This is a genomic window from Exiguobacterium sp. s181, assembly GCF_018617125.1.
In the GTDB taxonomy this organism is placed as follows: domain Bacteria; phylum Bacillota; class Bacilli; order Exiguobacteriales; family Exiguobacteriaceae; genus Exiguobacterium; species Exiguobacterium profundum.
The window spans coordinates 291,686-307,080 of sequence record NZ_JACSJM010000003.1 but is presented as its reverse complement, the minus strand read 5'-3'; the positions used below and the strand labels follow the sequence as shown (position 1 = coordinate 307,080).

The 15,395-nt window shown below is 46.6% G+C and carries 13 protein-coding genes; 5 read left to right on the top strand and 8 right to left on the bottom strand.

Annotated elements, in window-relative coordinates:
• Positions 1-268: 268 nt before the first annotated feature.
• The 7 genes from KNO70_RS12940 to dnaA form a co-directional block, all read right to left on the bottom strand.
• Positions 269-1,258 (bottom strand): HD-GYP domain-containing protein, encoded by a 990-nt coding sequence (locus KNO70_RS12940; RefSeq protein ID WP_214812697.1) that lies wholly within the window; start codon positions 1,256-1,258, stop codon positions 269-271.
• A gap of 57 nt (positions 1,259-1,315) precedes the next feature.
• Positions 1,316-3,883, bottom strand: coding sequence for a DNA gyrase subunit A (gene gyrA, locus KNO70_RS12935; protein ID WP_015880210.1), 2,568 nt, complete (start codon positions 3,881-3,883; stop codon positions 1,316-1,318).
• A 22-nt stretch (positions 3,884-3,905) separates the two neighbouring features.
• On the bottom strand, positions 3,906-5,834 hold the full coding sequence (gyrB, locus tag KNO70_RS12930) for a DNA topoisomerase (ATP-hydrolyzing) subunit B (RefSeq protein ID WP_214812696.1): 1,929 nt from the start codon (positions 5,832-5,834) through the stop codon (positions 3,906-3,908).
• A gap of 49 nt (positions 5,835-5,883) precedes the next feature.
• Entirely contained in the window at positions 5,884-7,002 is a 1,119-nt protein-coding gene (gene recF / locus KNO70_RS12925; RefSeq protein WP_015880212.1) for a DNA replication/repair protein RecF, read from the bottom strand.
• 1 nt (position 7,003) lies between these two features.
• On the bottom strand, positions 7,004-7,219 hold the full coding sequence (gene yaaA / locus KNO70_RS12920) for a S4 domain-containing protein YaaA (protein ID WP_015880213.1): 216 nt from the start codon (positions 7,217-7,219) through the stop codon (positions 7,004-7,006).
• A 126-nt stretch (positions 7,220-7,345) separates the two neighbouring features.
• Entirely contained in the window at positions 7,346-8,485 is a 1,140-nt protein-coding gene (gene dnaN, locus KNO70_RS12915) for a DNA polymerase III subunit beta (protein ID WP_015880214.1), read from the bottom strand.
• A 197-nt stretch (positions 8,486-8,682) separates the two neighbouring features.
• Positions 8,683-10,062, bottom strand: a complete 1,380-nt coding sequence (gene dnaA, locus KNO70_RS12910; RefSeq protein ID WP_214812695.1) for a chromosomal replication initiator protein DnaA — start codon at positions 10,060-10,062, stop codon at positions 8,683-8,685.
• 764 nt (positions 10,063-10,826) lie between these two features.
• Here dnaA and rpmH point away from each other — a divergent pair.
• The 4 genes from rpmH (at position 10,827) to KNO70_RS12890 (ending at position 13,072) form a co-directional block, all read left to right on the top strand.
• Positions 10,827-10,961 carry a 50S ribosomal protein L34 gene (gene rpmH, locus KNO70_RS12905; protein ID WP_015880216.1) on the top strand — a complete coding sequence of 45 codons (135 nt, stop codon included), beginning with the start codon at positions 10,827-10,829 and terminating at the stop codon, positions 10,959-10,961.
• Positions 10,962-11,115: 154 nt separating this feature from the next.
• Positions 11,116-11,460: a ribonuclease P protein component gene (gene rnpA, locus KNO70_RS12900; protein ID WP_015880217.1), complete on the top strand. Its 345-nt coding sequence runs from the start codon at positions 11,116-11,118 to the stop codon at positions 11,458-11,460.
• Between the two features lie 104 nt (positions 11,461-11,564).
• Positions 11,565-12,425: a membrane protein insertase YidC gene (yidC, locus tag KNO70_RS12895; RefSeq protein ID WP_015880218.1), complete on the top strand. Its 861-nt coding sequence runs from the start codon at positions 11,565-11,567 to the stop codon at positions 12,423-12,425.
• Between the two features lie 101 nt (positions 12,426-12,526).
• On the top strand, positions 12,527-13,072 hold the full coding sequence (locus KNO70_RS12890; protein WP_214812694.1) for an HdeD family acid-resistance protein: 546 nt from the start codon (positions 12,527-12,529) through the stop codon (positions 13,070-13,072).
• A gap of 13 nt (positions 13,073-13,085) precedes the next feature.
• On the opposite strand, the gene KNO70_RS12885 is transcribed toward KNO70_RS12890, so the two are convergent.
• Positions 13,086-13,844, bottom strand: coding sequence for a nucleotidyltransferase domain-containing protein (locus KNO70_RS12885; protein ID WP_214812693.1), 759 nt, complete (start codon positions 13,842-13,844; stop codon positions 13,086-13,088).
• 171 nt (positions 13,845-14,015) lie between these two features.
• On the opposite strand from KNO70_RS12885, the gene mnmE reads away from it, so the two are divergent.
• Positions 14,016-15,395, top strand: coding sequence for a tRNA uridine-5-carboxymethylaminomethyl(34) synthesis GTPase MnmE (gene mnmE, locus KNO70_RS12880; RefSeq protein WP_214812692.1), 1,380 nt, complete (start codon positions 14,016-14,018; stop codon positions 15,393-15,395).

Sequence of the window (15,395 nt, the reverse complement as noted above, 5' to 3'; positions counted from 1 at the left end):
CCGCCAGCGTTCGTCCTGAGCCAGGATCAAACTCTCCAAAGAATTTGATATAGCTCTTAAATTGACGAAGCTTGCGCTTCATTCAAAAAATGTAAAACTTATTTTTGCCTCATCGTTCAGTTTTCAAAGTTCGTCTGCCGCTCTTAGCGACTCATTTATAATAGCACCTGTAATTATATCCGTCAACTATAAAAAGAAAGTTTTTAAAAAAAAGAATAAATAAAGACGATTCCACTTCATTTTGATGAAAGGAATCGCTAGTTTCTTCTTATTGAAATTCAACAATGCTCATTTCAGTTAATCGCGATAAATCATATTCTTTCTCGCCTATGTCATCAAGCACGATCGGTTGTTCGACACGATTCGTATAGGCATGAATCGTTCCACGTACTCCACTACTCAATAAAACGGGGCGACCGACTTCATAAAATCCAAGCAAGGTTGCGAGTAGCGATAATGCCTCTCCATCATAGGCCTTGTTCTGCCACATGTAGAAATATGCTTCTTCTGGGGAGAGCGGCTTTCGAAACGTTCGGGGTGCTGTTAACTGACAGAAGCGATCGGCGACAATAAATAGAGGAGAGGCTGGATTCAACTCGCGTTCCGTCAGACGTTTTGGAAACCCGGATCCATCTAATCGCTCATGGTGCTCGGTGATCAACTGATACACTCTTCCTCGTAACGTTTGCGTACTCGGGAGCATCGATGCTGAAACGAGTGGGTGTTGATACAATAGTTCCCGTTCCATTTTTGTGAAATAACGCATATGAGACCATTTCCGAATTTTAGCGTAGCTCGCATCTGCAAAATAAGAAGCAATCCCGTAATCAAATTGGAGTTGATGTTCATCCCCTCGATATTTCGATAAGGCACGGGCGACGAGCGCCCGATAAACGGAATGATAAATGACGTGATTTTTTCGCAACGGTTGATGTGTAAAGAAATGGACGACCGCTGTAAGAGGAACTTCTTGACGAAATAACTGGTGAATGAATTCAAGACCTTCATATGGGTTAGGTGCGATTCGTTCTTCCCACTGATTATAATGTTTCTCATATTGAAGGACCTGATCACAGAGGCGCTGTTCTTCTTTAGACGTGAAGATTGTCTGTTCAACAGGCGCGACATCGATGTCTTCGATTTTTAAGAAACGGAGCAAACGTAAATGTTCATTGGTTAAGTGGATTCCGGCTTCTAAAGAAGAAACGGGTGACAATAGCGTCATCCCAACATGTACAGTAGATAAGTTCAAACGCACGCGAATCCCTCCTAATATATGAAAAGGTCGAACGGAAACACCGTTCGACCTCTCGTCTTACTCATTCACATCAGACGATTCGTCGGTTTCAGGTGCTTCATCCTCAAACCCATTCTCCAAATCGACTGCTGATTCCTCTTCTAACTCATCTTTTTTCAACTTTGCAATGGTCGCCAAACGATCGCCCTCTTCGATGTTCATTACTTTCACACCGCGAGTACTTCGACCCATTTGAGAGATCGTTTGTGAATCAATCCGAATCGCAACACCGAGTTCGGTCATCAGCATGATGTCATCGTCTTCATCAACGACACGCATCCCGACGACTGTTCCACGATCTGTCTTAATTCCGATGATACCGGATCCACCACGACCTTGTGTGCGGAACTGTTCCATGGCCGTACGTTTTCCGTATCCTTTTTCAGTGATAATCAAGACGTCTTGCGTGGTGCGAACGATTTCCATCGAGACGACCAAATCGTCTTCCTTCTTCAATCGAATCGCGCGAACGCCTCGTGCCGTACGTCCCATCGAGCGAACTTCTCCTTCGAGTGGGAAGCGAATCGACATCCCTTGGCGTGTAACGATTAACATTTCATCGTCGCTCTTCGCTAAACGGACCGTGACGAGTTCATCTGTCTCATTCAAACTGATGGCACGTAGACCGTTTTTGTTGATTCGGGCGTATGCCGAAAGTGGCGAACGCTTAATCAATCCTTCTTTCGTGATGAAGACGAGAGACAACTGCTCGTCTGCCACTTCTTCCGATTCATCCTGTGTCTCTTCCGCTACCGTTTGGTTAGCCAAGTAACTATTGAAATCGACAGGAATCATCGTTTCGACTTTTTCACCTTTGTCGATTTGCAGCAAGTTGATGATCGGCATCCCTTTCGCGGTACGGCTCATCTCAGGAATCTCGTATCCTTTGAGACGGAAGACGCGTCCGAAGTTGGTGAAGAACAAGATGGTATCGTGTGTCGACGCGGAGAGCAGACGAAGCACAAAGTCTTCATCATTCGTTCCCATACCTTGTTTCCCACGTCCACCACGGCGCTGTGTCCGATATGAATCCGATGGGATCGACTTGATATATCCTTCGCTCGTGAGCGTAATCATCATGTCGCGAACTGGGATCAAATCTTCGTCCTCGAGTTCAACGATATCCGTACGAATCACCGTACGACGAGCATCACCATATCGCTCTTTGATTTCGATTAACTCGTTACGAATGATATCGAGTAGCAATTCTTCGTCTCCGAGAATCGCACGAAGTTCTTCGATTAACGCTTTCACTTCACGATATTCGCCTTCAATCTTCTCACGTTCCAAACCAGTCAAGCGTTGGAGACGCATATCTAAGATGGCTTGCGTCTGTTCAGTCGAAAGTCCAAAGCGGGCAATCAACTTTTCACGAGCCTCGTCACCTGTGCGTGTGCTACGGATGATGGCGATGACTTCATCCAAGTGATCCAAGGCAACACGAAGACCTTCTAAAATGTGGGCACGTGCTTCCGCTTTGTCTAAATCGAATTGCGTCCGACGACGCACGACCTCTTTTTGGTGTTCGATGTAGTAATAGATCGCTTGTTTGATGTTCAACGTTTTTGGACGACCGCCTACAAGCGCGAGCATGTTGACGCCGAACGTCGTTTGCATCGGTGTTTGCTTATACAAGTTGTTCAAGATGACACTCGCATTCGCGTCGCGGCGAACTTCAATCACGATGCGCATCCCGTTACGGTCTGATTCATCGCGTAAGTCTGTGATTCCCTCGATTTTCTTGTCGCGAACCAAGTCGGCAATCTTCTCAACGAGACGCGCTTTGTTGACCTGGTAAGGAATCTCGTGCACGAGGATTCGTTCACGACCATTTTTCAAGACTTCGATTTCAGCTTTCGCACGCATCGTAATCGATCCGCGTCCAGTTTCGTATGCACGACGAATCCCGCTACGTCCCAAAATCTCTCCCGCAGTCGGGAAGTCAGGACCTGGGATATGTTGCATCAATTCCGCAATCGTGATGTCCGGGTTGTGAGAAAGCGCCAGTACACCGTCGATGACCTCGTTCAAGTTATGAGGCGGAACGTTCGTCGCCATCCCAACGGCAATCCCGCTCGTTCCGTTCACAAGGAAGTTCGGGAAACGGGCCGGGAGTACGACCGGTTCTTTTTCTTCACCGTCGAAGTTCGGTTGATAGTCAATCGTATTTTTACCGATGTCTCGTACGAGTTCCATCGCAATTTTAGACATACGTGCCTCGGTATAACGCATCGCAGCGGCCGAGTCGCCATCGACTGAACCGAAGTTCCCGTGACCGTCGACTAATTCGTAGCGATAGCTGAAGTCCTGAGCCATGCGGACCATCGTCTCATAAACAGCTGAGTCACCGTGTGGGTGGTACTTACCGATGACGTCCCCGACGACACGCGCCGACTTCTTATGTGGCTTGTCCGCGCGAATACCAAGTTCGTTCATCGCATATAAAATACGACGGTGAACCGGCTTCAATCCATCTCGCACGTCCGGAAGGGCACGTGATACGATGACGCTCATCGCGTAGTCCATGAACGACGTTCGCATCTCCTGGCTAATATTTATATCCTTGATATTTTCTTGTTCTGCCATTCGTTATTGCCTACCCTTCTTATTAAATATCGAGGTTCTTCACGTAATGGGCGTGAGATTGAATAAAGTCACGGCGTGGTTCGACGTTGTCACCCATGAGCGTTTCGAAGATTTCATCCGCTTCGATCGCATCTTGAAGATCGACACGAAGCATCGAACGCGTTTCCGGGTTCATCGTCGTATTCCATAACTGTTCAGGATCCATCTCTCCGAGACCCTTGTAACGTTGAACGCTATAACGTGCATTTTCAGGAAGTTGTGCAATCGCCGTCTGCAACTCCCGGTCGTTTTGAACGTAGATGGTTTCTTTCCCGTGCTTCACACCATAGAGTGGTGGTTGCGCGATATAGACATATCCACTTTCAACGAGTGGGCGCATGTAACGATAGAAGAACGTCAACAACAACGTCCGAATGTGCGCACCATCGACATCGGCATCGGTCATGATGATGAGTTTGTGATAGCGTGCTTTCGATAAGTCAAACTCATCGGCAATCCCTGTTCCGAGAGCCGTGATAATGGTCCGGACTTCTTGGTTGGCCAAAATCTTATCAAGACGTGCTTTCTCAACGTTGATGATTTTCCCTCGAATCGGAAGGATGGCTTGGAAGTGACGGTCACGTCCAGATTTCGCAGAACCTCCCGCCGAGTCACCCTCAACGATGTATAGTTCAGATTTCGATGCATCTTTTGACGAACAGTCTGCCAATTTCCCTGGCAATGAACTGACTTCGAGAATCCCTTTACGACGTGTCATCTCGCGTGCACGTTTCGCAGCAAGGCGCGCACGTGCCGCCATCAAGCCTTTGTCGACGATGAGGCGACCGACCGATGGGTTCTCGAGCAGGAACTGTTCGAACGTGTCGCTGAACAACGTATCGGTTGCCGTACGCGCATCGGCATTCCCGAGTTTCGTCTTCGTCTGTCCTTCAAACTGGGGAGCCGGGTGCTTGACGGAAACAATCGCCGTCAACCCTTCACGGACATCATCACCAGACAGGCTGCCGTCGGCTTCTTTCATCAAACCAAACCGTTTTGCATAGTCGTTGATTGAACGAGTGAGTGCCGTCTTAAATCCTGTCTCGTGCGTCCCACCTTCATGCGTCGGAATGTTGTTCGTAAATGAGTAAATGTTACTTGCGAAACCTTCGTTGTATTGAAGCGCAATCTCGACTTCGATTCCGTCTTTCGTCCCGTGTACGTACACAGGCTCTTCATGAATCGACGCTTTTGACCGGTTCAAATGCTCGACATAAGACTTGATTCCGCCCTCATAGTGATAGTTCCGTTCAATCGTCTCGTCATTACGATCATCTTTAGCCACGATTCGTAACCCTTTGTTCAAGAAGGCGAGTTCACGTAAGCGTGTCGCTAACAGATCAAAGTCATATTCGAGTGTCTCTTGGAAGATGTCCCCGTCTGGGAAAAAGCGGACCGTCGTCCCTGTCGTGTCGGTCGTCCCGACGATTTCGAGTTCACCTTGTGGAACACCACGTTTGAACGATTGGTAATATACGTTTCCATCGCGACGAACGAACACTTCAAGTTTCGTCGATAAGGCGTTAACAACCGACGCCCCGACACCGTGAAGACCACCTGATACTTTGTATCCGCCACCGCCGAACTTACCACCTGCGTGCAACACCGTGAAAATAACTTCAACGGCAGGTCGACCTGTTTTCTTTTGAACGTCGACCGGAATCCCACGTCCGTTGTCTTCAACAACGATCGAGTTCCCTGGCTCGACCGTCACTGTGATCGTGTCACAATAACCAGCGAGCGCCTCATCGATTGAGTTATCGACAATCTCCCATACTAAATGGTGGAGACCGCGAGAGCTTGTGGAACCGATATACATCCCTGGACGTTTACGGACAGCCTCTAGGCCCTCAAGGACTTGAATCTGGTCGGCGCCGTACGCTTGCAATTCTTTTTCATTTTCATTACTCATCGGTTATTTTCACCTACTATACATGATTTGGTGTTCCCTCTTGCCACGATTACACAGACTCCGTTTCAACCTCACCTTGTTTCACGTGAAACACTTTAGCTTGTTGAATGGTCTCATGTGCAATCCCGTCAATATTTGTTGTAGTCAAAATCGTTTGTACTTTCCGTCCCATCGTATCGAGGAGATGGGTTTGGCGATGATCGTCAAGCTCAGATAACACATCGTCTAATAACAACAGAGGATATTCGCCTACTTCTTCATGAATCAATTCAATCTCAGCTAGCTTCAATGACAAGGCCGCCGTTCGTTGCTGACCTTGTGAACCGAACGTTTGAACGTTTCGATTGTTGACATACAATTCAAAATCGTCACGATGCGGACCGAACAAGGTCACACCTCTTCGTCGTTCGTTCTCTCTTATTTTATCAAACTTTTGACGATACGTTTCAAACATCTGTTCTTTTGAGAAGCGTTCTTTTTGGAACGTGTCAGAAACGTATTGAATCGTCAGTGTTTCGAGATCTCTCGTGATTCCGGAATGGATGGGATTGGCCCATTTTTCGAGCTGGTCGATGAAGTGATAGCGTCGCATCACGATTTTTACGGCAAGTTCAATCAATTGGTCCGTCAATACTTCGAGTAACGTCTCGTCGCCACCTTTTGTGGATAACTGCTTCAACAAGGCATTCCGTTGTTTCAACGTCTTCAAGTATTGATTGAGCTCGTGTAAGTACACGGGACTGACCTGACCGATTTCCATATCTAAAAATCGCCGTCTCCCTTGCGGACTGCCTTTGACGATGGCTAAGTCTTCAGGGGCGAACAAGACGACGTTAAATGCGCCGACATAGTCACTGAGACGACGTTGTTCCAAATGATTGAGCTTTGCTTTCTTGCCTTTAGGAGAAAAAGAGAGACTCTGCACCGATTCACCCGTTCGTTTATGAATCCGGCCTTCGATACTCGCAGCATCAGCTTCCCAACCGATTAACTCACGGTCTTGTGTCGTCCGATGCGATTTTGCGAGCGCAAGTACGTAAATCGATTCGAGAAGATTCGTTTTTCCTTGGGCGTTCTCACCAATCAGAACATTCGTCTGTTCTGAAAAATCTAGCTCGAGGGTTTCGTAGTTGCGATAGTTTTGCAATCGGATCGACTTTAAATGCACGTCAGTTTCCCTCGATTTGATATTCCCCGAAGCCTTCGACTTCGATTGTATCTCCATCTCTTAATTTACGACCACGGCGTTGGTCCTGCTCACCGTTCACTTTAATCATGACATCCTCTAAAAAGAATTTTGCCTGTCCCCCACTCGAGATGATATCTGCTAATTTTAAAAATTGTCCGAGTGTTACATACTCGGTTGTAATCGACACTTTTTCCATGTCGTCACTTCCTTTCTCACATGCTGATCTGAAAAAATCGCCATACATATTAGTTTATCGAAAATCGTCGAATAAGGCAAAAAGAGGGATGACAAGGCAAGACACCTCATCATCCCTATCCGCAGCTTACGATGTGCGGACTGGCAAAATCAGTTGAAGAACACTATCTTGTTCAACCGGTCGTAAAATGAACGGTCGCATCGAACCCGTGAACTGGATCTCGATTTCAGATGCATCGAGTGCGCGGAGCGCGTCCATCACGAATTTTGAGTTGAAGGAAATTTTTAGTTCTTCTCCTTCAAGCGACAGGATGCTGACACGTTCTGATACTTTTCCGACTTCAGGAGAGTGAGAAGAGACTTCAACTGCTGTTTTATCTTCCGCCACGAATTTAATGACGTTGTTGCGATCGGCACGTGCAAGGAGCGAGGCACGATCAATGGCCTGCAAGAATTCTTTCGCATTCATTCGAACCGCTGTGCGATATTCTTCCGGAATGAGACGTGACGTGTCTGGGTAGGCACCGTCTAACAAACGAGAGAAGAATGAGATGTTCTTCATGCGGAATAAAATTTGTTGGTCTGTTAAGACGATTTCGATCGGCAACTCTTCGCGGTCGAGTAATTTAGCGAGTTCGTTGAGTGAGCGACCAGGAACGACGACATTTTGGAACGTCAAATCGTTATCTGTCTCAAAACGCGCCCGACGAAGCGCCAGACGGTGGCTATCGGTTGCGACACATGTAAGGAAGCCCTTCTCTGCTGAGAAGTTGACCCCTGTCAATACGGGGCGTGTCTCTTGTGAAGAAACAGCGAAGCTTGTCTGACGGATGATCGTCTTCAATAGATCAGCCGGCAAATAGAAGCGACGATCACTCGCAAGTTCAGGTAAGCGCGGATATTCATCCGGGTCGAGGCCGTTCAAGTGGAACTCTGCCTGACCAGACTCAATGCGCGTCATGAAGTTCGGTGAGACTTCGAGTGTGACCTCGTTCGTCGGTAACTTCTTCACGATTTCTCCTAAGAAGCGGGCATTCAAAACGACGCTTCCGGCACGTTGAATTTGAATGAGTTCCATTCCACCCTCTTCGATTGGAATCAAGCGTTCAATCGAAATCTCGGTATCACTTCCTGTCAGTGTTAAACCATCCGCATGTGCCTCAAGTTTCAAGCCTGTCAAAATTGGAATGGTCGTTCGTGAAGCCACAGCTTTTGATACGTCTTGTACGGCTTGCATGAATACATCTCGTTGAATCGTTAAATGCATGTGGATAATTCCTCCTAAGGTGAAATGAGTCCATTTCTTAATAATAATAATAGTATTAATTAAGTCATAATAGTAATAAGGGCTGTGGATACTGGGGATAAGTCCCCTAAGACATACGTATTAAGCCATTTCGCTTGTGAATAACTTGTGGATAACTAGGGTGGTTTATCCACAGGATATCCACAGAGAATCCTTCATTAGTTAGAAAGTGCCTTCTTCAACGTTTGAATCGTCTCTTGCATTTCCACATCGTTCTTTAGAAGCGTGCTAATTTTCTCATGCGCGTGAATCACGGTCGTATGATCACGCCCTCCGAACTCTTCCCCGATTTTTGGCAAGGAACTCTCCGTCATCTCCCGCGAGAGATACATTGCGATTTGACGTGGGAATGCCAACGTCTTCGTTCGCTTTTTCGAGTTCAATTCTTCTACTTGAATGTTGAAGTGTTGACCGACAACTTCTTGAATGTCGCGAATGACAATTTTCTTCGCTTCCTGGACGGGCATGATATTATGAAGCGCTTCGGCTGCCACGTCCGGGTCGATTGGTCGCCCGACAAGTTTTGCATAAGCGACGACTCGTGTCAGCGCCCCTTCTAGTTCCCGAATGTTCGTATCGATTTGATTCGCGATATACAGCATGACTTCATTCGAGATATCAAGCCCTTCCGCCGTCGCTTTTTTGCGGAGAATCGCAATTCGCGTCTCGAGGTCCGGTGGCGTGATGTCTGTGATTAAGCCCCACTCGAAGCGTGAACGAAGTCGATCTTCTAGCGTCGGGATTTCTTTTGGTGGTCGATCACTTGAAATCACGATTTGTTTCTGATCGTTGTGCAACGCATTGAACGTGTGGAAAAACTCTTCCTGGGTTTGTTCTTTCCCTGCTAAAAACTGAATATCATCAATCAATAGCACATCGATGTTTCGATAACGGTTCCGGAACTCACCGGTCTTATTATCTCGAATCGAATTGATGAATTCATTCGTGAACTTCTCAGAAGAGACATAGGCAATGCGAGCCCCCGGTTTTTGACCTTTTACATAATGACCAATCGCATGCATCAAATGTGTTTTACCAAGTCCAACGCCTCCGTAAATGAAGAGCGGGTTATAGGCGCGTGCAGGTGCTTCAGCGACAGCAAGTGATGCGGCGTGGGCAAAACGGTTCCCCGATCCGATGACAAACGTCTCGAAAATGTATTTGTCATTCAGTTGACCAAGATCCCCTTCCTCTTTTGGAGGTAATAGTACGGGCTGTTCTTTTGTTTCGGTCACGGCGATGGACTCATGTGACGATCCATCCGCTGGAGCATACTTGTGTGCTTGAGATTCTTCGATAAAATGAATTTCAAGCTTGTTGTTTGTGATCTCTTCAACCGTATCTTGTAACAGCGATAGATACTGTCGCTCTAACCACGTGACGATAAAACTGGCGGGTGCCGACACAACGAGCGTCGTTCCCATCAACGATATCCCCTCGGTTGATTTCAACCACATGTCAAAACTGGCTTTTGGAGTTCGTTCTTCTTCCTCGATTACCGATAAGACATTTCTCCAAATCTCGCGAGCATTCTTCAATGAAAGACCTCCTTTACTCACATGTTGGGTAAAACTTATTCACACGATATACACATACACTATTCTATAGTAGAAACTAGGGTTATCCCCAGAGAACAAAAACTGTGGATAAAGTTATCCACATGGTGTTCATTATGGGGATAACACTTATCCACAGCCTGTGTATATCTTGGAATCACGAATTGTTCATCCACAAGTTTGTGCACATTCAGTTTAGCAAAATAAAATAGACGTGGCAATGCTTTTTGGTATTTATCCACAGATAAAGAAAAGTATCCACACCCACTTATCCACATGCTGTGTGTTTTGTGGATAACCTGTGGATATATTGTGGATAAAGCACTAATGATGGAATATGAGATGAAAAAGTTATACACAAAAGAGGAAGAAGTGAAATGAAAGATTGTTTTTGTAAAAGAAGAAAATGAAAAAATAAAGAATGAGAATATGAAAAAAGAGGAGTTATTCACATATAAATGTGGATAACTTCGAGATTTTGTGGATAAAATGGCTCAACGTGGCTATTTATAAAGACCGTTTATAAAATACGTAAAGGTTGTGTATACATTCATCCCCTACTCGTCCTTCGGATAAGGATCGAATCCATGTGGATGAATGCTTTCTGAGTGCCTCATTCTACGAATTCGAAAACCATCCGAAAATACATTGACAATTGTTGAATCGATTTATATAATCTTAAAGACTGCCTTAAATGAAACTATAACTTGCTAATAGAGCGTTAATCTTGAGGAGGTGCTGTAACCATGAAACCAACTTTCAACCCTAACAACCGTAAGCGTAAGAAAGTTCACGGATTCCGTGCACGCATGGCGACTAAAAACGGTCGCAACATTCTTGCTGCTCGTCGTCGTAAAGGCCGTAAAGCCTTGACTGTATAATTTCGAATGAAGATTGCCCGGGGATCCTTTCCTCGGGCAATTTTTTAGTTTGTCACAGAAACGTAGTATTTCATGGATTCTCCCTCGTTCAAATGATGTGGATATGATATGATGTTAGTTGACGATTTTTGAAGCGAAGGATGGAGTGAGAATTTTGAAAAAAGAATACCGCCTGCAAAAGAATGAAGAGTTCCAAGCGGTGTTTCGCGAAGGACGCTCCGTGGCCAATCGTCAGTTTGTCGTCTACACGCTCAAAGCGGATCAAACGCATTTCAGAGTGGGTCTTTCCGTCAGCAAGAAGCTTGGAAATGCTGTGGAACGGAACCGGATGAAACGATTGATGCGTGAGTCGCTTCGCTTGCTCGAACCAAACGTTGCACCGAATGATTACGTCATCATCGCTCGGAAGCCTGCGACCGCATTGACGCAGTCGGAAGTGACCGAGAGTTTGAAACACGTATTCAAACGGGCTAAGGTTTGGCAAAAGCAAGGCCGGTGACCATGACAATCTGAATTTGTTCTCTCATATAATTAGAGTCTGATAAGATTGCCCGATCGACGTGTGCGTTAAAAAGAATTGATAAAGAAAGCGTAGGAGGAACTATGAGCAAAAAGCTAAAATTAGGATTACTCGCTGCCATGACCGCGGTCATCATGCTGATGGCAGGCTGTGTGGATCCGTCTACCATCCAGGCCGAACCAGTTACGGCTGACACAGAAGGTTTCTGGGCGAAGTACTTTGTATGGCCGCTCGCATGGCTTTTGAAGGAAGTTGCTTACTTGGTCGGTGGCCCGTGGCAATACGGGATTTCAATCATCATCGCGACGATTATCGTCCGGTTGTTGATTCTCCCACTCATGATCAAGCAGACGAAGAGTATGGGTGCGATGCAGGTCTTGCAACCAGAGATGCTGAAGCTTCGTGAAAAGTACAGCTCAAAAGACCAGGAAACACAACGTAAACTCCAAGAAGAGATGATGAAGCTTTATCAGGAATACCAAATCAACCCGCTCGCAGGATGTTTGCCGATCTTGATTCAAATGCCGATTCTCTTCGCATTCTACGATGCGATTCGCCGTACACCTGAGATTTTCGAAGCGAACTTCTTATGGTTCGACCTCGGTGCTCCGGATCCAACGTTCGTCTTGCCGATCTTAGCGGCAATCTTGACGTTCGCACAGCAAAAAATCTCAATGGCGGGTCAAGAACAGAACCCACAATTGAAGATGATGCTTTATATCTTCCCGGTTATGATCTTCGTCATGTCGATCAACCTCCCAGCTGCCCTTTCGTTATACTGGGTAGTCGGTTATATCATCTCGATCATCGTCACGATGGCCATCATGCTCCCGATGCGTGAGAAGATGAAGGTTGCGGCTGAAGCGAAAATCGCTGCGAAAGAAGCAGAGCGTGCAGCGCTTGCCGAAGAAGAGAAGAAAAACAAAAAGAAAAAACGTAAATAATCATGAAGCTGGGTGTCTCCTGACACTCAGCTTTTTTTGTGGGATTGCAAGGCGTTCTGAGGGGAATAGAAAGAGAAACGAGTAAACGGAGGTGTGGGGAAATGGAGGCATTCATTCATCGTTTGGAACGTTCGACGTTATGGCAAGCGGTCATTTACTTTGTACTTGGTGTTCTCATTCTGCTATATCCTCGATTTTTCTTTGATGTCATGGTGTATGTCATTGCTGGTTATTTAGCCATCATGGGGATTTGGATGATTTTTCAAGGGATGCGTCGACGTCAGGGAGGGTTGCCACCCGCTTTCTTTATGGGTCTCATCTATTTGATTTTGGCAGCGGTCGTCTTTTTCTTCGCAGAGACGCTAGCTAGTCTTCTCCCGATTTTGATCGGAGCCTTGTTCTTATTCGGTGGAATTATCCGCCTGATTCAGGCACTCGGTTACCGTCAATCGATGTCGGGACGATGGCTTTGGTTTTTGATTGGAAGTCTATTGTGGATAGGTGTCGGGATTCTCATGTTGACGAATCCGTTCAGTAGCCTACTTGTCTTGTTCCAACTGTTCGGCGGCATTCTCATCGCCATCGCGATACTGGAACTGTTCCTCTATTTCACGATTCGTTCGACGAAAAGCCAAGCAAGATACTAAAAAACAAGCCGCCCTATATGCCAGGACGGCTTGTTTCTCGTTGAATCAACTGTTCCATGAACGGTCCGAACACGTTGTAGCCAGGTAGTGATGTGAAAAAAGGTTGCTCTGCCTGAAGTCGCTCCAGATAGATGTGGGCGGCTTTTTCGTGTGAGGCGGGGGTCAAGTGGTCATAAAATGAGCGAAGGTCGATTTCTTGCCGTTGTGTCACATCTTTTAAACCGAGGGAAGCCCGGTCCGGTGTGTGGTGAGCGGCTAACACATATGCGAAATGGACCATTCCTTGCCGGAGCATTTCCGTTGCCCACATCGCGTTGCCTCGATTGCGTGATTTTGTATATTGGAAAAAGAACCACACGGTATCGAACGCATGATCACTGATTGCCGCTTCCTCTAATTGTAAGGAAGTGACGTGTCTAGCAAGTCGCTGTTGTGGGTCGTAGATCACATGAATCGAGTCTTGATGATTCAACGTCTCTTGCGTGACCGTGAACAGGTCGAGGTGAAGAAAATCATCAAAGACGGCGATGAGTTGTGGCGCAACGATGTGAATCTCGTCTTTTAACAGAATCGGACGATAGGCGGTTAAATGCTCGAGGCGTCTGGATAGAAAGGAGGCCTCCTCATCAGGGTGCACCATGACATAGAGGTCGATATCGGAATGTTCATCGGCTTCTCCCCGACCGAATGAGCCCTTCATAAAAATCGCTTGAACCGCTTCATCGTGCTTTAATCGCTCGGTAATGATTCGGATTGCGTTTTGTTGGTTCATAATAGATGCCCTCTTTCCTATGTAAATATATTCCTTTATTGTACGAAAACGATGAGTCGAATGGCAATGACTTGATCGATGGGCCAACTCTTTCGTTCAAGTCGAATATCGTGTATAGTAGGTTCGTTATGCATATGATAGAAGAAGATGTTTAGGTTTGGAGGGAGAAAGATGCTAGAGTTTGACACGATTACAGCGATTTCGACGCCGATGGGTGAAGGTGCCATCGGGATCGTCCGATTATCGGGCGATTTGGCGGTCGAAACGGTGAACAATGTGTTTTCTGGGAAAGACTTAACAACAGTCGATTCACATACGATTCATTATGGAACGTTAAAATATCCTAATACGGGCGAAATCGTCGATGAAGTCATGGTCAGTATTATGCGCGCACCGAAGACGTTTACGCGAGAAGATGTCGTCGAGATCAATTGTCACGGAGGCGTCGTAGCGGTCAATCGTGTCCTTGAGCTCATTCTCGATCAACCCGACATCCGTTTGGCAGAACCGGGCGAGTTCACGAAGCGCGCCTTTTTAAATGGCCGAATCGATTTATCTCAGGCGGAAGCCGTCATGGATCTCATTCGAGCGAAGACGGACCGGGCCATGAACGTTGCGATGGCGCAAATGGAAGGACGTTTGTCACGCCTCGTTCGCGAGTTACGTCAACAGTTGCTCGAGACGATTGCGGCGGTCGAGGTCAACATCGACTATCCAGAGTATGACGCAGAAGAGATGACCCAGGCCATCGTCGAAGAGAAAGCGGGCGAGGTCAAGCGTGTCCTCGAGCAGTTACTCGAGACAGCGCGACAAGGGAAAATCTTACGTGAAGGCTTGGCTACAGCAATCATCGGTCGACCGAACGTCGGTAAATCTTCTCTGATGAATACGCTCGTTCAAGAGACGAAAGCGATCGTCACCGAAATTGCCGGAACGACACGTGACACGATTGAGGAATACGTCAACGTGAAAGGTGTTCCGCTCAAATTGATCGACACGGCAGGGATTCGCGAAACGGAAGATATCGTGGAACGAATCGGTGTGGAAAAGTCGAGAAAAGCGTTAGAGGCGGCAGATTTGGTCCTTCTCGTCTTGAACGGACACGAGGGATTGACTGTCGAGGATGAGGCGTTATTTGAGGCAGTAAAAGGAATGAATGCCATCGTCATCATCAACAAGACGGACTTGCCACAAAACATGGATTCTTCTAAGCTAGAGAAACTAGCGGCAGGACGTCCGATTGTGGCGACATCGCTCTTACTAGATGAAGGAATCGATGCCCTTGAAGCGGCCATCGCAAATCTCTTCTTCGCAAAAGGGGTCGAGTCACAAGATATGACGTATATCTCAAACGCTCGACACATTCAATTAATCAAACGAACGATTGGTCAAATTGATGAGGCGCTCGGGAGTGCCGTCATGAATATGCCGATCGACATGGTTCAGATCGATTTACGTCGTGCGTGGGATACGCTCGGTGAAATCAATGGAGATACCGTACAGGAGAGCTTGATTGATCAGCTCTTTTCACAGTTTTGTCTTGGGAAATAA

What these genes read in the sequence shown, in the direction of transcription:
- gyrA (WP_015880210.1), bottom strand. Translation starts at nt 3,883, where the DNA reads ATGGCAGAACAAGAAAATATCAAGGATATAAATATTAGCCAGGAGATG.
- gyrB (WP_214812696.1), bottom strand. Translation starts at nt 5,834, where the DNA reads ATGAGTAATGAAAATGAAAAAGAATTGCAAGCGTACGGCGCCGACCAG.
- yaaA (WP_015880213.1), bottom strand. Translation starts at nt 7,219, where the DNA reads ATGGAAAAAGTGTCGATTACAACCGAGTATGTAACACTCGGACAATTT.
- dnaN (WP_015880214.1), bottom strand. Translation starts at nt 8,485, where the DNA reads ATGCATTTAACGATTCAACGAGATGTATTCATGCAAGCCGTACAAGAC.
- rpmH (WP_015880216.1), top strand. Translation starts at nt 10,827, where the DNA reads ATGAAACCAACTTTCAACCCTAACAACCGTAAGCGTAAGAAAGTTCAC.
- yidC (WP_015880218.1), top strand. Translation starts at nt 11,565, where the DNA reads ATGAGCAAAAAGCTAAAATTAGGATTACTCGCTGCCATGACCGCGGTC.
- KNO70_RS12890 (WP_214812694.1), top strand. Translation starts at nt 12,527, where the DNA reads ATGGAGGCATTCATTCATCGTTTGGAACGTTCGACGTTATGGCAAGCG.
- KNO70_RS12885 (WP_214812693.1), bottom strand. Translation starts at nt 13,844, where the DNA reads ATGAACCAACAAAACGCAATCCGAATCATTACCGAGCGATTAAAGCAC.
- mnmE (WP_214812692.1), top strand. Translation starts at nt 14,016, where the DNA reads ATGCTAGAGTTTGACACGATTACAGCGATTTCGACGCCGATGGGTGAA.